This window comes from Legionella worsleiensis (assembly GCF_001467535.1).
GTDB lineage: Bacteria > Pseudomonadota > Gammaproteobacteria > Legionellales > Legionellaceae > Legionella > Legionella worsleiensis.
In genome coordinates, this window is sequence record NZ_LNZC01000027.1 from 1 (window position 1) to 20,005 (window position 20,005).

The following is a 20,005-nucleotide window of genomic DNA, read 5'->3' on the forward strand; positions in this document are numbered from 1 at the left end:
TAGTACTATTGAAGAAACCATCACCTACATTGAAGGATGGCTTCATTAGTTCACTCGAACAGGTGTGTTTCATTTATTTATCCAAAAGAGAGGTAAGACTAAAAAATCTTCGCCCATTAATTAATGCGTTTCTTTCCACACAACCAGAGCACTTACTGTTAATCCTGGCTAAAGAAGAATAGGCTCACTTTTGCGTAAACTACTAATTTTCAACTTACTCGACTCAACAAATATTAATTCTATTAACTAAATAATCCTTATGGTTTTCCAGTAGAAAGCTATAAAATGAAAAAGCATCTTTAGCATTTACTTTATTGTCCACACAATAATGCGTCATAGTTGCGGGTAATAACAAAAGTTCTGTGCCAGTATTACCCATTATATTCGTGTTAAAACAGTAACCGAGAAGAGAAATAAACTCGTTATAACCTGACATTTTAATTTGCATTTCATCCGTGAGTTTTTCGTCAATAGGAGATATTTTCAGGTTTGTTATGTTTTTGGCGATCAGTTCTTCACTGTATATTTTTGACATAAGCCATTTGTATAAAAATATAATCTGTTGAGATGATTGATTGAGCTGAGTTTTCTCACATACCACATAAATCACCCCAAAATAGTATGAAAATAAAAACTCCATGAATAATCCATGTTCGTATATTTCATTAGTAATAGATCTTACAACTGACCAGATATTGTCTCCATCTAATTGTTCTTTAAGAGTAGAGGCACAGTAAACACAAGCGCTAAAAATTTGTAATTGAATGAACCGCCTACAATAATTATTAATATCTTCGAAGACTTCTGATTTTTGAGGTAAACCATCTTTTGTCTCAAATAAAGGTTGCTTTTTTAATGAATCACTTACTATGGGGTATATATAAAATCTCACAAAAAGCAAAATAATTACTATTAATACTACATCATCCAGCACAACAGAACCTCTCTCTATTTAGGTAGTAATGGGCTTCCTGTTGTTGTTATTATTTCCCATCGTTCTTCATTTAGATAAATTTATCAACCAATCTCATACCTTTATGGTCATTTTGTTTGCATTATACGCAACAAAATACAAATGTATAGGATTCATACTATTTTTTTAGACTTTACATCAGGGCACAAGTTCCGGATCGCTAGGCCTTAGTATGTGATTAAATATTGACAGGTCAAATATTAACCAGTATAGTTCGCCCCTGTTGGCTAACACCAACAATAAACTCTAACAGTTGTACTTCAATAAAATCATAAAAATCTGTTGTAACTTTTAGAGCTATTAATAATTAACATTTTTGATAAATAAACAGAAATTGTTAATGGCAATTATTAATAAGCTTAGAAAACATGTTGTGAATCAATACTATTCGATTACCCCAATTTCCAGTATAGGTGCCTAATGCCGTGCTTTTTTCTGGTTATTAATAATGTAATTTGAAATAGACGGGAAACTTATGACGTTTTTAAAGTTTATTTTTGTGATGATTACATTATTTTTTAGTGCGTTAGCTGATGAGGTTTAATTGATTTAGTGATGTGCTCAAGCAGGCGCAGAACAGACTAAGGCCATAAATCACAACCTATGTTTAACGAGTAACACTAAGGATCATATTACATTTAAATCGAAAAAAGTTGGATTCGGGTGTTGTTCTTGGCATGTTGGTGTAAGTTATTGTGCGAGCAATCCCCACATTGTTTGTAATGATGCAACCCATTCCCCAAGCTGTTGATACTGAGCCTTAATTTAATATATGAATCTTTGGAGTTTTTATATGAAAGTAGTAAAAAATTTAGTAGTAGCTGGATTGATGTTAGGAGCCGTTGGGGCGAATGCAACAATTACAGATAAAGATGTGCGTGATTTTCAAAATAAATTTGGCGGCAGATTAACAACTATGCAATTAGACCAAATATCCAAATTTGCTAATGAGCGCAGAATAGATATGAAAACAGCAATAGATAGCATGAAAACAAAAAGCATAGGTAATGGCTTAAGCTTGAAAACCGCAGGTAGTTTTTGTTGCTGGAATGTATCAGGCCAATATGGCAATCATTACTGGTATCAAGGTGCTGATTATTGCATGCCTTCGTGCCAATAATTAACTGGCGCTTAGGCGCCTTTTTGGAATTTTAAAATGGGAGATGGCCTGGTGTATAGGTAGCTCCATTTTCTGGGATTATTTTCCTCATGGACTCTAATTGGTAAGCAACAGGCTCATTGAAAGATTCAAGAGAATTTACAAAATGATTTTTCGAAAAAACAGGGACATGATATTGAAAATGGTACTTTTCGGGCTGACCAAATTAAAGAGCAGAAAGATAAACCCTATGAACGACTTCAAACAGCTATAAACAATCGTCCATTGCCTGCTGCGTTTAGGGAAGGAAGGGCTATAATAAGATAGTTAAAAATTAGTATGGATTTAAATTAAAGGAAATCATTTAACTTCAAGGAGGAGCAAAAAATACAGGATATATAAAATGCTAGATAAACTAGATAGAAATGTACTTAAAATGGAATTAATAAACGTCCATTCTCCTGAAAAAATCCCTGTAATTAATAAAATTTTTGATATTGCTGAATTTTTTGTTTTAGAACTTGAAGTTGACAGCAATACCATCATGGATGATCTGATTACACTCTTTCCTCCATTAACAAAACTGACCGATGTGTTTTTGGCACCTTTGGGTGAAAAATATATATATTTACTAATGGATTTTATTAACACACCAGGCTCTATTGATATAATGAAGAACTTGATTAATCATTTTCAATCTAAAGAAAAAAATACTCTATTATTTAAAAGCATTAATACTCTGCTAGAGTTAAAAGTAGCTGGTATTTCAATTGAAGATGATTATCTATATGATTTTTTAACAATATCTAATAAACTTTCAGATAATGAATTTTTTACCAAAGGAATGGATCATCTTGAAACTGAACTGCAAAAATATGCACTGAATAATCCTTTGTTTAACTTGGAAACTCATCGGGAAAGGTTTTTCCTTCCCAAACCAAAAACAGAAAAACCGTATGATCGACAAAAAATTTTATCGAGCTTTTTGTACCAATGGGCACAAGCTAATGGTTTTAATAAAAAAGGAACAATAAAGATAGACGATTTTTTATCCGCAGATACATTTCTTGATTTATTAAAGAATAAAATCATTTTTAAAGACTCAGGAGCAGAGTCTAGTCACGGTCCATGGCCGCATGCCTTGCAATGGTTTGTCCTCATAGAAGAAAATAAAAAAACACCTTTGTTCAAACATAGCCCTATGGAAATTTATGAACATATTGGGACGAATAAATATCTAAGTTGCAATGAAACTCGTTTTTTTGACATTACACAAGAATATGGCCCTTCTCCTTTGAATGAAAAACCAACAGCTGCATGGGATATTTTTTTTGATAGACTGATCTGGAATAGAAGATCTGATGATTATCGAAAACCCGAAACAGTTACGAGATTATTGCTCAGGGATGCTGATAAAGATACTGAGAATAAAAGATGGCCTCTTCTTTCTGAATGCGTATTCAGGTCTTTTAAAAAGTCGCACTCAAAAGGAAAATCTCTTTCTCTTTGATTTTTGGCTTATTACATTAGAACATAACAAAATGATATGGCCTATACAACGAGCTGAGCAGTTCGTTCAAACAAACGATGCTCAGCCAACTCAGGCCTTACAGGGTTGAGCTCATCAAAAAAATCATCATGATGACTGGTTAAAATTATACCGCAATTGGCTGCTTTTTCTTGCAAAATCGTTAACATCATGCGCTGAGATTTTTTATCCAAACCATTCAAAGGCTCATCTAAAATAATAAAATCGGGTTGACCGATTAAAGCCGAACTTAAAAGGAATTTCTTTTTAGTGCCAAAAGACATCTCAGAAATTCGGGTGTTCAAATGAGCTTGCAACTCCAAGCGTTCAAAAATTTGATTTACCTCATCATCATTCTGTGTTCTTGCCTTGGCAAGCCAAGATATAAGCTCTTTTCCAGTTAAGAAAGGATAAACCGCCAAATCATCAGGAACATAAAATAAATTATTTGGTTTAATCGTATTTTTGGCAGTATAACTGCGATTATTGATTAGGATAAAACCTGAATCCGGGGCATCCAGGCCAACAATCAAGCGTAGCAGAGTTGATTTTCCTGAACCATTTTTCCCTATAATATGATAAGCACGTTTTTGAAAAGTATAGGATAGATTTTCAAAAACCACTCTATCTGCAAAAGCTTTATTGACATTCTGTAACTGTATTACGCTAGCCATAGTATGTTCCCAAAAAGAAGAACTGAACAACACAGCAGCCTACCGTACTCAGCAAAGAAGTAATCAAGCAGAACTGCATAGATAAGCAATAAAAAATTCGATTAATAGCACACACCATGCAATTCATGAGAAACATAATAAAAATCTGTGCCAAATGCTCTTTAAAGTTCATCATGAAACATATAAATACCGGAATTAATGCAAAGGCTAAGCCTGCGCAAATAAGCATGATCTCTTTTAAGAAATGAGCATTATTTTGATAGGGAAATATACGATGAAATAGTTTGTATTCTGATTTTGCCTTTTCAAAAAGAAGATACAAACCAGACAAAATATAAGATTGAATGGTCATCACAACAAGAACAAACCCTTGCTGGTTATCCTCAATTTCCTGAGAAATTAATATCCTACAAAAAGCCAGAGACAGGACAAAACAAAAAGCACTGCGCATGAGCATCAACGTTCTATGTTTTCTTATTATAGCCAGTTGAATAATAAAAATATTTTTTAAAGAATGAATACTGTTGAGGCCGTAGAAAAAATTGATACGTGGTAATTTAAATGAATAATTAAAATAAGATCCGACAGGTTTTATTGTCATAAGGGTAAGGCAACACATTAAAAAAATAACTATGCCCACACCACAATTGAGTAATGAATTGCCTTGCTTTGAAATAACGACGATCAAAAGAAGGACCGTAAAGTTCAAAAAACCCATAGCGATCTGTTTATAAAGGTAATTAAGGAGCAAAGTACATAAAGAAAATATTAAAGCAGCATAAAGACAATATTGCGAGACTATAAACACAGCATCTTGAGAACCATTGAAAATAAAAGTTCCCCCAAAAAATACAGCAAGCCACACCACATTCAAAGACAATAAAAGTATAATAAAATCAATAATTTTATGGGAGGTCATAGAAATAAATACCGTATGCAGATATTCTCTGAATTCCCCGCCTTTTATAAAGGATGCCTGCGCCCGGGTTAAGCTCAACAAAAAAACAACTAATCCACTTAAGTAAATTAATTTTACCTTTAATGCAACAGATGGGGCTATCAAGTTATAGAAGGGAATGCCAATCACTTGAATGTGGTTTAATTCAGGAATAAGAAGACAAATAGTAAATGCGGCTAAAAGCTTATGTCTGGCAATTAATTCCCTGGTTTCACTAATGTAATACTGAGAACGAAACTTTAGAAACTGGGAATTAAAACAGAAACTCATAATATCCTTGTAGTACAATTGCTACCTAAAGCGCCTCATATAAAGCAGCAATGCAACTCCTCTAAAAGATGAATCACAATTTTACGCAATTATTTTGACGTCTAATCGCCGGAGATAGCCACATCAATAGCGCCTATCATCATAAATAATTAAAGAGTGTTAATCCTTGAATACGAACAAAACTTTGTTGGGCAATCTGCAGATTAAGAACCTGTATGTTAAATTGAGTAGCAACTTCTATAGGATCGATTTCCCTTAACAATTTTAAGGCTGCTTCACTGGTATCAATAAGGGTTTTATTGGCATTATCTGCGCTTTCCAACTGATTAAGACGAGCACCTAAATCTGCCTGAACTTCTGAAATACGGGAAAATGCCTTATCTATTTGCGCCAATAATTGGTTATTTTCTGTTTTAGTCGCTGCTTTGTCAACGGGAGTTTTATAAGGTTTATTCAGATTGGTTATCATGCGTTGAACTGTTGAGAATATGGATTCATTTTCAGCCGGAGAAATTGTAAAAGCATCTCCTGCAACTGGCGCACCGGTTATCATCAACTCTATTCCGTTAAAAGAAATAACTGAGCCTTCCTGGTATAAAGGCGCATCATCTGGAAGTCCTGTTGGGGGAATGACATCGCCACTTGCAGCGCCGCTCACCATGGCTACCAAATCGCCTTGGGTATTAAGGGCAAAGCTCATGGTGTAGTCATCAGGGACATAAGCCAGCGGGTCTATTACCGCACCAGTTGTCACTACGCCTGTTCCTGTATTCGGGGTAGCTGTCTGACTGACTGTGAACGATCCATTACCGTTGGGTATGCGCATGAAAAGATTGTCGGCAGTATCATTTACAGCAACTTGTAAACTTTGGGTCACTGCTTGAAAACGTTGCGTACTGTCTCCGTTATAGACGTATTGCCCTGAAGTATTCAAAGAAATGGCCTGGACAAAAGATTTCCCACCACTGAACATAAAATTACCGTTTGCGTCTTTTGAATTAGCAAAATCCTGCAATTGCCCCAAAAGATTTTTGGCTTCAACGGCTAGCGCTTTTCTATCGTCCTCGGCCAGGGCATCATTACCAGCCTGAATTTGAATTTCACGCAAACGGTTGAGTGTATTGATTGAATCAGATAATACCCCTTCTTCCAGACTAAGTGCGCTTTCTGCGGCTTGGCGATTTCTTTGGAGTAGCTCTGTAGCTCCTATGCGATAATTCATCAATTCTATCTGTGCAGATGCTACCGGATCATCGGATGGCGATTGAACTTTTAAACCGCTGGATTGTTGGCCTTGTAATTTTAATACCCTGGTCTGCAAATCCAATAAGTTGTTTAGCCCGGTTTGATACATTTGATTGGTAGAAATTCTCATTTATCACCTCAGCATATCGAACAGCGTGTTCATCATTTGATTGGAAATTTCAAGCAATTTACCGGCTGCTTCGTAGGCTTGCTTGAATTTTAGGAGATTAACTCCCTCCTCATCCTGATTCACACCGCTTTTACTTTGCCAAAAATCTTCAGCCTGTTGATATAATACATCGGCAGATTCCGCACTAAGTTGAGCCTGTTTTGTTTGACCACCCACTTCAGCCAATAAATTAGCATAACGATCAAAGAGATTTTCAGTACCATTTGATAAAATTTTATCTTGTTGGATGGCCGACAAACTTAAACCATTACGGTTATCCCCAGATGCACCTGAGTTATATGTTGCGGTAAATTGATCGCCTGATTTCGGTATGCCTGATAACACAACAGTGTAGGATGGGTTGAGACTGTCAGGAATCTGAACCGTATTGTCGGTATTTGGAACAAAGGCAACAGGTCCTGTCGTGATACCATCGGTTACATTAACCAGGTTGTATTGAGTATCAGAGATAAAATCGATTCGATACTCTTTGTTCACATCGGTGGTATTAAAAACACTTCCCAAAGCAATTTTACCCATACCTGTATTGCTGAGTGAGGCGCTGGTGCTTACTGGGGAAGCGAGGGCAATTTCGCGTGGATCGGTGATCTGTAAGGACATATCTCGTGCAGCACCACGAACAGGAACCAGGGTAAAAGTGTCATTATTGGCAAGATTTGTTGTATCGTCAACAGAGATGGTCATTCCATCAATTACCAACTGGCCTGCGGGGGGAGTGGGTGGAGTATCCGTCCAATTGAGTATGGTGGATGTTCCATCTGACTTACGAGTGAGCCTTACTTCATTAGTTCCAGCATCAGTAACAGTTAATTCATAATCGCTTAATTGGGTTTGTGATATATTCGAAATAGCGACTGATATCACTCCTGTTCCCGTATTGCTTGTTGGCGCAACAACTCTGTTTCTTTGCTGTGCTGCGCTATTATAGTCGTTAAAAAAGTCCTTACCGATCTGATTGTTCAAATCCATACCAAGATTATGTTGGGCATTAAACGTTTCAGCTAAACCAATAGCCATCTGGCCTATGATTTGACTTGCCTGATTGATAACAGCATTCTCGTAATCCATCAAGCCGCCGAGCATGCCTGTAGTTAATCGTGATGTGATGTCAATTTGGCCTGATCCGTTACTTAAGTATACTTTAGTGCCTGATACACGAGTATTATCATTACCTACCACCATATCTCTTTGTTCAGTTCCTGACACTAACATGTCACCAGTCACTATTCCGACGCCTATGGTGCCATCACCCTGATCAAAAACAGTCAACGTAGTAAATTTTGATAACTCTTTCAAAAGTTCATCACGCTGATCAAGCAATTCGGGTGAATTTGGCGTGCTCATCAGCTGTTTATTCAAGGCGGCGATATCTCGAGTTAACTGGTTGACTTGGCGAACAGCACCTGAAATCTGGGCTGTTGAATTTTGTTGATACTCATCCAGTTTGCCTTGAATGGAATTGAATTGCTGAACCATTAATTGACTTTGTTTAATAGTCACACCCCGTGATGCAATACTGTCCGGGGCGCTGTTTGTTTGTCCCAGGGCATCAAAGAAAGACTGCATGGAAGTAGAGATACTCGTGCCATCCTGAGAAAGCAACTTATCTATCTGAACGGCTTGTTGATAAAAGGTATCAAATTGAGATTTAAGACTTAAAGTGGTTCTTACCTGAGAATTGGTGAACTGATCCACATTTCTATCAATGGATGAAACAAATACACCACTGCCTATATACGAACCCGCAAAACGCTGAGAGGGCCCGGGAGTAAACTGAATGCTTTGCCGTGTATAGCCTTTGGTTGTGGCATTAACTATGTTATTACCAGCCACCTGGAATGCGCGTTGAAAAGCATTTAATCCTGAAGAAGCGATGTTCAATATGGACATATTTATTCACTCCCTAATCGGGTTAGCAGATTTGCGACAGGTATTACACCTGTTCGGCAAATCCACATCGTTGTATTGCTGCATTCAATTCATCACCATGATAAATTGACATTATTTTAGATCCATAATTTGGATCGGTTGCGTAGCCGGCCTTATGCAATTCCTGGACGTAAGTCTCAGGATCTCCTGCATGTGCTAACGCATTCTGATAACGCTCGCTTCCTTTAATTAATGAAACATAATCATTAAAACTGTGTTCAACAGAAGGATATTTGCGAAACGAATCACTCATCCTAATAGGTGTATCGGCAATATATTCAGTTGTTTTAATTTTAACCGATTCAAATTCTTTGCTGGAACCTGTTTTGACGTTAAACAAGTTATTACTGCTGGTTCCATCTGCATCTTTTGCTACAAATTTTCCCCAACCGGTTTCAAGAGCAGCTTGAGCGACCAAAACCTTTGGATCAAGCCCCATTAAAGATGCTGCTTGTTTGGCTACGGGCCAAATTGATTTAACAAAATCATCAATAACTGTATTCTCAGATCCTTTTTGTGCTGTTACTTCACCCAATCCAGACAATAGTCTGGCAGAGTCAGTCATTCCAGGTTTTACGGCATCAGAGCTTTGTACACCAGCATTTCGTTCCAACTGCTTGGTTAACATGGCAGCCAGGCCAACGCCGCCATTTGATGCAATACTGGTAGCATATTGACCATCAAGCATTTCCTGAAAAGTTGCCTGATTTTTACCGTTAAAAGGACTGGATTCATCAAGGAAATGCTGCCCCATACGCATACTTTTTAACATGGATTGTAAAAAGATACCTTCAAATTGCTTGGCAACTTCCGGTAAGGCTTTTTTTTGGTCTTTACCCGCCTGAACTTTCAATTCATTTAAACTTTGAAAATCACTAACGGCTATCCTGTCTAATTTCATTTGTATCATCCTTTCATTACATCTTTAAATTACAATTAACGTCGCATTCAATGCCCCAGCTTGCTGCAAAGCTTCGAGAATGGCGATAACATCTGTAGGAGTTGCACCTACCGCATTAATGCCTCGAACTATTTCTTTCAAAGTCACGCCCTTGGGAAGAACGAAGGCATGATTATTGTTCTGTTGTATGTCAACTTGAGACTGTTCTGTTGAAACGGTTCTTCCTCCAGCAAAGGCATTAGGCTGACTGATTACTGGGGTTTCCGTGACGCTGACAACCAGATTTCCGTGCGATACGGCAGCCGATTTCACAATTACATTACTGGAAATCACTATAGTCCCTGTTCTTGAGTTAATGATGATTTTCGCTATGGGCTCTCCTGGAGTAAATTCTATGTTTTCCAGTACAGAAACATAATCAACTCTTTGGGATAGCTTTTTGGGTGCGGTAACGGTTACCGAAGTGGCATCAACCGCTCTTGCGGTTCCTGGTCCCATTAACTCGTTAATTGCATCACTCATTCTTTTTGCAGTTGTGAAATCTGGCGAGTGCAGATTGTAGGTCAATGATTTTGAGAAATAGAAAGGATTGGGAATATCGGCTTCAACTGTTGCTCCATTAGGAATCCGGCCGCCACTGGGCACGTTTATGGTCACACTGGTTCCATCCGAACCTGACGCACTGATACCGGATACAATGACATTACCCTGCGACATCGCATAGACTCGACCGTCGGCACCTTTTAAAGGAGTTAGCAGAAGCGTTCCGCCCAAAAGACTTTTGGAATCACCTATGGAGGAAATATTGACATCCAGTGTCTGCCCTTTTTTCATAAAACTTGAAAGACTGGCAGTCACCATCACTGCGGCGACATTTTTGGAATTCAAGCGAATGCCGGGGGGAATATTGATACCCATTTGTGTCAACATATTGGCAAAACTGTCCTCGGTAAAGCGAGTACCTGCCTTATCTCCCGTACCATTTAGACCAACCACCAATCCATATCCTACCAACTGGTTGGTTCGAACTCCAGCCAAAGTAGCAATGTCTTTAATTCGCTCAGCAAAAACAGAGCCAGTCATCAGACTGATTGAGATAAACCATGTAATAATCAGCACTCGCCGCATTACAGTTCCTTGTTTCCAGAGTTCTTAGGTTGTTTGCATCAATTTAAATGCAAACAAAATTTTATTCTTCGCAAGCACATTTCGTGCTCTAAAATGTAACGCTCAGAAAAAAACAGGTGTCAGCTACTTGATCAGCAGCACACCCATTTTAATCAAGTCGGGAATAATGGACTCCAAAGAATCCGCGCAAACCAACCCTGAGCATTTGTGTTATTCATTTGTCCTGTTGCACCATAAGAAATTCTGGCATTCGCTACTCTATCCGAGGTAATCGAGTTGTCTGCCTTGATATCTTGAGGGCGCACTATACCAGAAAGTTGAACGAATTCATTACCCTGATTAATTCTCACCCATTTCTCGCCCTGAACCATCATGTTTCCATTAGGAAGCAATCGAGTTACCGTGACTGAAATACTGCCTGCTAACCTGTTGTTCTGAATGGCTCGAGCATCCCCGGTGAATTTTCGTTGGTTGCTCAAATCAAAGTTAGTATTATAGCCAGCTCCAAGGTTTATAGGTCTTCCGAGGAAAATGCTGTTATCGACTAACTCTTCATCATTTTTCTTTTGGATAGTAGACGCATTTTTTTGCGCATCGGTACGCTCAACGAGTAATACTGTCAAAATATCGCCAGGGTGCCTTGCGCGAGGTGTCTCAAAAAGAGGTAACGCTGTTTCACTGCTGTAGATTGCGCCACTTGCTCTTTTAAGCTCTTTAGGATCAGGAGTAGCAGGATAAGTTGGCGCAAAGTCAGGATCAGCTCCAGGAGCAGGTGGTTTTAACGCTTCACACCCGCTCAAACAAACAACTATCATAGTAGTAACAGCTAATCTCAGTGCGTTCATGATGCTATTCCGCTTACAGAGTTTGCGTTAAATACTGCAGCATATTATCAACAGTCTCAATACTTTTCGCAGTAATCTCGTAGGCTCTTTGAGCCTGAATCATATTAACCAATTCTTCAACAACGTTCACATTCGAAGCCTCAAGTGATCCTTGCAGTAAGGTACCCAGCCCGGAAGCACCTGGGTTATCAATCTGAGGAGGCCCACTGGCGGCTGTCTCAATGTATAAATTGCTTCCAATAGGCTGCAATCCTGCTTTGTTTACGAAGTTGGTTAACTGGATGGTTCCAATAATTGATGGCGTGGCAGTTCCAGCAATCGTGGCGCTGACCGTACCGTCAGTACCAATAGTAATGGCCGTTGTTTGTGCTGGTACCGTAATCGCCGGTTGCAGCAGGTTACCATTGTTCGTTACAATTTGTCCCGTACTGTCCAGCTGAAAAGTACCATCTCGAGTATAGGCCTGAGTACCATCAGGCATTAATATGGTAAAAAAACCCTGCCCCATAATAGCTAAATCAAGAGGATTTTGTGTGTTTTGAATTCCCCCTTGAGTGAAGATTTTTTCGGTAGCAACTAAACGTACCCCTGTTCCCATGTTGATTCCAGTGGGAATTTGGGTATTTTGAGTGGATTGTGCGCCAGCTTGTTTGAAATTTTGATAGATTAAATCTTCGAATAAGGCTCTGGACGTTTTGTATCCAGTAGTATTGACGTTTGCCAGGTTATTCGCAATGGTAGCAATATTCTGATCTTGAGCTTCCAGACCAGTTTTACTGATCCATAGTGCTGGTTCCATGACAGTCTCCCGCAATTATTCTCATTTAATTAAATCTACTGTTGCAATAGTTGTGCCAGTTTCTGGGCGTTTTCATCAGAAGTAGATAATACCTTCATATGCGCATCAAATTCACGACCAGCACTTATCATTTCAACCATTTGTTCAACCGCACTAACATTAGAACCTTCAATTGCACCGCTGATTACTCTGATATTTGCATCCGCTCTGGCTACGCCTCCTTGCTTCAACTGATAGTACCCATCTTCTGTTTTGACTACGTTTGTTTTATCCAAACTCACAAGCTTTAGTCTGTCCAGAATAGCTAGCGCTTTAAGATCACCATCCAAAGGGACAATGGTAATAGTTCCATCGTTACCTATTTCTATTGATTTGGCAGGTGGTATGGAGATGGGGCCGCCATCTCCCAAGACAGGTTGTCCTGATGCAGTAACTAGCTGTCCATTAGTGGATAATCGTAAACTGCCACCACGAGTATAAACTTCTTTACCCTGTCCGTCTCTGATTGCTAACCACCCATCACCATCAATAGCCACATCGAGATCACGACCAGTGGTAATGATTTCACCTGGCATCATGTCGACGTTATTAGGCCCCTGAACGACAACAGTTTGACCATTACTGTTATTTACGCCATTTTCATTACTCATATACATGGTATAGGCTTGATACAAATCCGCCTTAAACCCTGGGGTATTTAGATTTGCCAAATTATTGGCGATTAAAGACTGCCTCTGCAAATCCGCATACCCAGCACTAGTTGAAGTATATAGCACGGTCTCCATGGCTTATTCCTTACCTGATGTTGATAATGGTTTGAGTCACAGCATCCCCTGTACGTATGGTTTGTGCGTTAGCCTGGAAATTACGTTGAGCACTAATTAATTTAACAAGCTCACTGGTTAAGTCCACGTTAGATTCTTCGAGCCTGCCCGAATTAATTAATCCCAAGCCTCCAGTTCCTGCACCGCTAATTAACGGTTGACCTGAGCCAAAAGTCTCAGCCCAACTTGTATTACCTAAATTTTGCAAACTTTCAGGATCAGCAAAGTTAGCCAACAGAATTTGCCCCATGGTCATAGTACGACCATTGGTATAACGACCCAGGATAACACCCGAATCATCAATATCCAAACCAGCTAGACTACCCGTAGTAAAACCGTCATTTTGCGTAGACTGTACCGCAAATGGGCTGCCAAACTGAGTACTATTGGACAAATCGATGTTTAAATTTAAAGGCAGTGAGCCGTTATTAAGGTTTACACTTAAAGGAATATAATTGTTGGGCAATGCAGCATTTGCAGTATCTGTTACGCCGGCAAAGGTTCCATCACTGTTGAAATTGGCTCTAAACAGATTATCGGTGTTTTGAGGACCTACGTTTGGCGGAACATTCTGATTGTCTATTTGAAAAGCAACATACCACTGATTTTGGGTTCCTGCAGGTGAAGCAGCATTTGGGTCACCAGCAGCAGCTGCAGAATCTGCCTTGATGAAATACATACTCAGCACATGGGAGTTTCCAAGACTATCGTAGACAGTGGATGAACTGACGTTATTGTATGTACCAGTGGCTGGAGTTGCGCCTCCCACCCAATCAACCGTAGGTGCAGTACTTTGCGAATACAGGTTAACACCGGCCGTTACTGTAGAACTGGCACGAGGACTAATATTGGCGGTATTGATTTGCAAGTCTCCAGATGCTCCCGTAATAGTGCCGGTTCTATCGGCAAGCAGACCAGTAAGCCTTTGGTTATTGGCGTTAACGATATAGTTTTCATTGTCCAGTTTAAACTGACCAGCTCGAGTGTATACTTTGGCACCTTGGTCACTCAGGACAAAAAATCCAGAACCATTGACTGCAAGGTCAAGAACGTTATTTGTAGGACTTAAAGTTCCAGTAGCAAAAGACTGGTGAACTCGCGATAATTTTACGCCATTACCCACTGCCGTATTACCTGCTCCATAAGCACCGAAAGTGTAAATGTCTGCAAATTCTGCGCGCGAACCCTTAAAACCTATTGTTGCAGAGTTGGCAATGTTGTTACCAATCACTTCCAGGTCTTTACTTGATGCCTGAATACCACTTAACGCCGTATTAAAAACCATCTTCGTCTCCTGCTCGTAATTTTATGCACTTCACCAGATACATCCAGTGCTGCAGAAACTTTATACCGTAATTTGTCTCACCTCGTTTAACGTAATGGATCCAACTCCTGCTACATTTAGTTTCAAACCATCGCCGTTTTGTCCCAGACTGACGCTATCGATATTGGCTGCAGTCATAGTTTTTAAAGCGACCTCCTTACCACCGTATGTTCCATTAACTTTAATCTTGTAATTTCCAGCCGCCACTCGTTCATTATTTTGACCGGTACCATCCCATTTAAATTCAAAAAAACCTGGCGCAGATTGTCCTAAGGGAAAGGTTTTCAAAAGCTCACCAGATTCTGTGTAGATGGAGGCCATTGGATTGGCAAGGCCAGTTGGGATATCAACGGCAGCTTTTACATCTCCTTCGGTTCCCAAAGCCATATTATCGCTGTTGATCAGTACTTTACGGCCAACAAGAGCTGAAGCCTGAAGTGCCTGATTTGACTGTAACGAACTGGCCAGTTGCTGTAGTGATTCTTGCATCCGTGTAATCCCGTCATTAGTACTAAACTGTGCTAACTGAGACAGAAACTCGCCATTAGGTTGCGGTTGCATGGGATCCTGATTTTGCACTTGCGCAACCATAAGCCTTAAAAAATCTTGCTGCCCAAGACTTCTGCGTTCGGAACCGTCCATTTGGTTAAGTCCTAAATTCGCCATGGTGTTAGCTCCAGTTACTGAGTTTGTCATGCTTTTCCCCTTATTCACCTAATTGCAATGTTCGCTGCATTAATTGCTTGGTCGTATTGAGTAACTCGATGTTCATCTGATATGCTCTGGATGCTGAAATCACATTAGCCATCTCTTTTATATAGCTCATATTTGGGGTATATACAAATCCGTTGGCATCAGAAATGGGATTATCTGGCTCATATCGGGCAAAAGGTTCGGCTGTACTTTCATAAACACCAAGCAATTTAACCCCTCCCCTCACCTTGTCTCCCATCCATTGTTGCGCCTGTTCCTGAACGGCCTCAAAAATGGGATATCTGGGTTGATAGGCATCGTCGGGATTGGTGACTTCAACATTCACGTTGCTTAAATTTTCTGCACTCGTGGTTAATCGTGCGGACTCTGCGGTCATAGCCGATCCAGCTATTTCAAAAATAGAGTTTAATGACATGATTATTCTCCTCTTAAGGCAACCATCATGGATTTAATTTTTCCATCCAGAAAATTAAGACTCGCCTGGTAATTCAAGGCATTTTTCGCAAATTCTGTCGTCTCCAGATCTTTGTCTACTGTGTTACCATCCAAGGATTGAAAATTGGTGACACGATATTTTAACTGGGTTGAAAGATCTGCATTCGCATTGATGTGATTTGGCGCTGTAACTTCAAGGCTGTGCGAACTTCCTGCCATAGAAGCAGCAAGTACCTCGTTAAAATCCATATCTACCGCTTTATAATTAGGGGTATCTACGTTCGCCAGGTTATTAGCCAGCAATGAAGCACGCTGATCACGTGTCATTAGCGCTTTGGTATGAATTCCGAAGTAAGAGTCAAGATTGAAAGGCATAATCACTCCTTGTAGTTTTTGAAGTTAATGAAGCAAACATTGTGCCAATACGGAAAGAGTGAGAAAATAAGTCACTTTAACCTGACGGAGCATCCAGAATGTCAGACTGCAATACCATTCCAGCAAACGCCATAGAACTCATAAAATCCTATTTACTCAATCTGCAAAACTCAATTTGCAGCGCACTTGAACAACTTGACGGTGTGGCGCAATTTAGGGAAGAGTCCTGGGAACGAACTGGGGGTGGAGGCGGAATAACTCGTGTACTGACCAAAGGTCGGGTTTTTGCGAAAGCAGGTGTTAATTTTTCTCATGTTTCAGGGGAGCAGTTACCCGCTTCCGCTACCGCCCACAGACCTGAACTAGCGGGCAGAAATTTTAGTGCATTAGGTGTTTCTCTGGTGATACACCCTGAAAATCCTTATGTACCAACGTCTCATGCTAATGTACGTTTTTTTATCGCAGAAAAAGCAGGCGCAGATCCCGTATGGTGGTTTGGTGGTGGTTTTGATATGACACCGTATTATGGTTTTGTCGAAGATTGCACGCATTGGCATCAAACGGCCTATGAAGCCTGTCAACCTTTTGGCTCGTCAATTTATCCTGAGTTTAAAAAATGGTGTGATGATTATTTCTTTATCAAACACCGAAATGAGGCACGAGGAATAGGTGGTTTATTTTTTGATGATTACAACAGAATCAGTTTCGAACACAGTTTTGCGTTAATGCAAAGCATAGGAGATCATTTTATTCCGGCATATGCGCCTATAGTCTTGCGACGCATGGAGCATCCTTATGGTGCTGAAGAAAAGGCTTTTCAAAACTACAGGCGTGGGCGTTATGTGGAATTTAATTTAATTTACGACAGAGGCACTTTGTTTGGCTTACAGTCAGGTGGCAGAACTGAGTCCATCCTAATGTCTCTACCTCCTGAAGTACACTGGGAGTATAACTGGCATCCTAAAGAAAACAGTAAAGAACATACTTTGTACACAGAATTTCTTCCTGCCAAAGACTGGATCAATGTCGCTGGCTAGATTACGCTTTGCTATGGGCTAAAGAGTTTAATATTAAAAACCTTAGCCCATTTCATAACAAGAGCCTTGATCTCTTCCTGAATACACCGAAACCTGGCTTGATGTTGTTATCTCAAAATCATTCTAATCCAAAGTTATTATTTTTCTGTTTTCTCAAATAAAACCATAACGCCAACGCCGCTAAAGCGTTTAAAAAACCAAGCAAAAAGAACACCTGGGGTATGGCTAAATTGAAATGCAACAACACCATAACCAGGAGCGTTCCAAGAACCATGAATAATGCGTTATAGATATTGTTAGCCGCTATAGTCCGAGCTCTCGTTTCCGGATGACTTGCCACTTGTAGATAAGTGTACAAAGGAACAACAAATAATCCGGCGCAAAATGAGAGCATAAACAAATCAAATACAATGCGCCAGTGATTAAAGCGGGTGAAAAAAACCACTAAAGTCGTCAAATTATCGGTTACCTGATTGACATCTGGAGAAGCCCAATAGAGATCAAAAGTAAAACAACTTAATGCCAACATCGCCAAAGGAACCACCGATAAAGTCAATGCTCCATGCAATATGCGGTTTATGGTTAGTGATCCTAATGCGATACCAATAGAAAAAACCGCTAAAAATACAGCAAAAACATGGGTATTAGCTCCTAAAACATAATGAGCGTAATCAGGAAGTTTGGTTAACAATACCGCACCAATCAGCCAAAACCAGGAAATAGTCAATATCGCCAGTGACACCGCTGTTTGTTTTTTTGCCTGTCTTAACATCGCTAAAGTGGACCTCCAGATATTTAAATCCACGTGTAAGGAATACAAAGATGATGGCGCACTGGGAACAAACATGCTGGAAATTAGTCCCGCAAAAGCCGCACTCAAGGTAATAAATATGGCCAAAAAAGGGGTACCAAGCTCTGAGCCTATCGCTAATGTGCCAAGCGTAGTACCTAACAAAATGGCAACAAAAGTACTCGCCTCTATTAAACCAGTGGCTCCCAGTAAATCATCTTTTGGCAAATGATCAGGTAAAATAGCGTACTTAATAGGTCCAAAAAAAGATGAGTGAATTCCTAAACCCGTGAGAGTAAACATCATTAAAAAGATACTCCCTCGGTACAAAGCAAAACTGCCAAGCAACATGAGTATCACCTCAAAAACCTTAACCAAACGGGTCAATAACGCTTTATCAAACTTGTCCGCTAACTGACCTGAGGCAGCTGAAAAAATAAAAAATGGAGCGATAAACAAGGCACCAGCCAATGCCTGATAGTATTCCGATTGAGATTGATTGTGACTTAAGTGATAGCTAATCATGGTTAACATAGCCAATTTATAAGCATTATCGTTAAAAGCACCAAAAAACTGGGTCAAAAAGAGAGGAAGAAATGTTCGTTGTTTTAAAAGGTCTATATATCTTGAGCCCACGATAACCTCATTAATACGGTTTTAAAAAAGGGCTAGAATATGAGTGTCCTGACAGAAAGTAAATGAAAAATGTCAATTAACGAATAATCATCATTGATCTTTATGCGGTTTTCTTAAGATATTCAGGAACGCTTTCAACCGGCATGGGTTTGGCGAATAAAAATCCCTGGTAAAAATCAATACTGTAATCTTTAATGATGTGTAATTCGTCCGCAGATTCAATGCCTTCGCATATGATTTTGACTTTAAGTTTTGTTGCCATATCGCATATTTTTTCCAGAATAATCTGTTTGAACTCATGTAAGTGAATTTGCCTTACCAGGTCTTGATCCAGCTTGACAAAATCAGGCTTTAGTTCACTAAGCAAATTTAATGAACTGTAACCAGAACCCAAATCGTCAAGAGCAACCTGATATCCTTGTTGTCTGTAAAAACCGATGATATTTAACAGATGTTTTTTATCTCTAACCTCTTCACTTTCAGTAACTTCAAACACAATTTGTGACGGTTGAATGGAGGTATTTTTCAAAGTTTGTGTTGTTGTTTTCAAGCAAAAAAAGGGATCGTAAATAGACGTTGGGTTAAAATTTATAAATATTTTTTGGCTAGAAATATTGATTTTACTCATATTTTCTATATGGCACACCCGGGCAGTTTTATCCAACAAAAACAACATATCGCTGGATTTGGCTGCACCGAACAAATCGGATGGAGGAAATATGGTATCGCCTGACTTGCCTCTCAACAAACACTCAAATCCATAGGGTTTAAGTGTATCTTTATGAACTATAGGCTGACAAAAGGTCAATAATTTATGGCCTTCAATAAGGCTAATGAGCCATTGAGACAAACACAAACCCACTGTTTTCTTTAAAGATTGAGTATGACCGAGTATCTTTTCTATGCTTTTATCTACAATATCCAGTGGCAGCAAAGCGGCTTTAGAGTCTTCTAACTCGGCTTGCGAGAAACACCGCTCCAAGTCTTGCCCAATATTTTGAGCCTGTTCTGCAGCAAAAATGAGTTCAATAACGCTGCCATCATGAAGCCTTACATCGTAATTTTTTTCGGTTAAATAACGTGCCAGCTTAGAGTAACTATGACCACGAGGAGGTGATACAAGTAATTGGTAAACCCCCGATAATCGGTAAGCAGCTGTTGAATCACATTTTTGGCAAGGCATATGTTTCCTGTGATGAAATACTTGACCTTTATCTGTGATTATAGACCAGTTTGACTGTCCTCAACCCTTTGATCGCAAGGTAATAAGTTACACCAAATGCTCCCAATGTTCATTTTAAAGTCAAAGTTCACGTGATATACTGAATTTT

At 39.4% G+C, this 20,005-nt stretch carries 19 protein-coding genes and 1 pseudogene; 4 read left to right on the forward strand and 16 right to left on the reverse strand.

Features of this window, described 5'->3' with window-relative positions; all coding sequences use genetic code 11:
• A pseudogene (locus Lwor_RS14125) lies at positions 1-182 on the forward strand (hypothetical protein); the annotation flags it as partial.
• A gap of 41 nt (positions 183-223) precedes the next feature.
• Here Lwor_RS14125 and Lwor_RS09605 read toward each other — a convergent pair.
• Positions 224-934, reverse strand: coding sequence for a hypothetical protein (locus Lwor_RS09605; protein ID WP_058493672.1), 711 nt, complete (start codon positions 932-934; stop codon positions 224-226).
• Between the two features lie 832 nt (positions 935-1,766).
• Here Lwor_RS09605 and Lwor_RS09610 point away from each other — a divergent pair.
• Together Lwor_RS09610 and Lwor_RS09615 are read left to right on the forward strand one after the other, a co-directional pair.
• On the forward strand, positions 1,767-2,093 hold the full coding sequence (locus tag Lwor_RS09610; protein ID WP_058493673.1) for a hypothetical protein: 327 nt from the start codon (positions 1,767-1,769) through the stop codon (positions 2,091-2,093).
• Between the two features lie 382 nt (positions 2,094-2,475).
• Positions 2,476-3,582, forward strand: coding sequence for a LirA/MavJ family T4SS effector (locus Lwor_RS09615; RefSeq protein ID WP_058493674.1), 1,107 nt, complete (start codon positions 2,476-2,478; stop codon positions 3,580-3,582).
• A 41-nt stretch (positions 3,583-3,623) separates the two neighbouring features.
• Here the strand turns inward: Lwor_RS09615 and Lwor_RS09620 are convergent, their stop codons facing one another.
• The 13 genes from Lwor_RS09620 to flgB form a co-directional block, all read right to left on the reverse strand.
• Positions 3,624-4,274 (reverse strand): ABC transporter ATP-binding protein, encoded by a 651-nt coding sequence (locus tag Lwor_RS09620; RefSeq protein ID WP_058493675.1) that lies wholly within the window; start codon positions 4,272-4,274, stop codon positions 3,624-3,626.
• Entirely contained in the window at positions 4,267-5,502 is a 1,236-nt protein-coding gene (locus tag Lwor_RS09625) for a hypothetical protein (protein ID WP_058493676.1), read from the reverse strand. The genes Lwor_RS09620 and Lwor_RS09625 overlap by 8 nt, the downstream gene beginning before the upstream one ends.
• A gap of 139 nt (positions 5,503-5,641) precedes the next feature.
• On the reverse strand, positions 5,642-6,877 hold the full coding sequence (gene flgL / locus Lwor_RS09630) for a flagellar hook-associated protein FlgL (RefSeq protein ID WP_058493677.1): 1,236 nt from the start codon (positions 6,875-6,877) through the stop codon (positions 5,642-5,644).
• 3 nt (positions 6,878-6,880) lie between these two features.
• Positions 6,881-8,827, reverse strand: coding sequence for a flagellar hook-associated protein FlgK (gene flgK / locus Lwor_RS09635; RefSeq protein ID WP_058493678.1), 1,947 nt, complete (start codon positions 8,825-8,827; stop codon positions 6,881-6,883).
• Between the two features lie 43 nt (positions 8,828-8,870).
• The gene (gene flgJ / locus Lwor_RS09640) at positions 8,871-9,767 is read right to left on the reverse strand and encodes a flagellar assembly peptidoglycan hydrolase FlgJ (RefSeq protein ID WP_058493679.1); all 897 of its coding nucleotides are present in this window, start codon (positions 9,765-9,767) and stop codon (positions 8,871-8,873) included.
• A 24-nt stretch (positions 9,768-9,791) separates the two neighbouring features.
• Positions 9,792-10,895, reverse strand: coding sequence for a flagellar basal body P-ring protein FlgI (locus Lwor_RS09645; RefSeq protein ID WP_058493680.1), 1,104 nt, complete (start codon positions 10,893-10,895; stop codon positions 9,792-9,794).
• 152 nt (positions 10,896-11,047) lie between these two features.
• Positions 11,048-11,740 carry a flagellar basal body L-ring protein FlgH gene (locus Lwor_RS09650; RefSeq protein ID WP_058493681.1) on the reverse strand — a complete coding sequence of 231 codons (693 nt, stop codon included), beginning with the start codon at positions 11,738-11,740 and terminating at the stop codon, positions 11,048-11,050.
• Positions 11,741-11,753: 13 nt separating this feature from the next.
• A complete protein-coding gene (flgG, locus tag Lwor_RS09655) occupies positions 11,754-12,539 on the reverse strand; it encodes a flagellar basal-body rod protein FlgG (RefSeq protein ID WP_058493682.1) in 786 nt (261 codons plus the stop codon).
• Between the two features lie 35 nt (positions 12,540-12,574).
• A complete protein-coding gene (gene flgF, locus Lwor_RS09660) occupies positions 12,575-13,324 on the reverse strand; it encodes a flagellar basal-body rod protein FlgF (RefSeq protein WP_058493683.1) in 750 nt (249 codons plus the stop codon).
• A gap of 10 nt (positions 13,325-13,334) precedes the next feature.
• Positions 13,335-14,648, reverse strand: a complete 1,314-nt coding sequence (flgE, locus tag Lwor_RS09665; RefSeq protein ID WP_058493684.1) for a flagellar hook protein FlgE — start codon at positions 14,646-14,648, stop codon at positions 13,335-13,337.
• 60 nt (positions 14,649-14,708) lie between these two features.
• A complete protein-coding gene (locus tag Lwor_RS09670; protein ID WP_058493685.1) occupies positions 14,709-15,383 on the reverse strand; it encodes a flagellar hook assembly protein FlgD in 675 nt (224 codons plus the stop codon).
• 10 nt (positions 15,384-15,393) lie between these two features.
• Positions 15,394-15,816, reverse strand: a complete 423-nt coding sequence (gene flgC, locus Lwor_RS09675; protein ID WP_058493686.1) for a flagellar basal body rod protein FlgC — start codon at positions 15,814-15,816, stop codon at positions 15,394-15,396.
• 2 nt (positions 15,817-15,818) lie between these two features.
• Complete coding sequence (gene flgB, locus Lwor_RS09680; protein ID WP_058493687.1) at positions 15,819-16,211, reverse strand: flagellar basal body rod protein FlgB; 393 nt, start codon at positions 16,209-16,211, stop codon at positions 15,819-15,821.
• Between the two features lie 98 nt (positions 16,212-16,309).
• Between flgB and hemF the strand changes: the two genes are divergently transcribed.
• Positions 16,310-17,248, forward strand: coding sequence for an oxygen-dependent coproporphyrinogen oxidase (gene hemF / locus Lwor_RS09685; protein WP_058493688.1), 939 nt, complete (start codon positions 16,310-16,312; stop codon positions 17,246-17,248).
• Between the two features lie 118 nt (positions 17,249-17,366).
• Here the strand turns inward: hemF and Lwor_RS09690 are convergent, their stop codons facing one another.
• Positions 17,367-18,674 (reverse strand): MFS transporter, encoded by a 1,308-nt coding sequence (locus tag Lwor_RS09690; RefSeq protein WP_058493689.1) that lies wholly within the window; start codon positions 18,672-18,674, stop codon positions 17,367-17,369.
• 100 nt (positions 18,675-18,774) lie between these two features.
• Entirely contained in the window at positions 18,775-19,857 is a 1,083-nt protein-coding gene (locus tag Lwor_RS09695; RefSeq protein WP_058493690.1) for an EAL domain-containing protein, read from the reverse strand.
• Positions 19,858-20,005 lie beyond the last annotated feature (148 nt).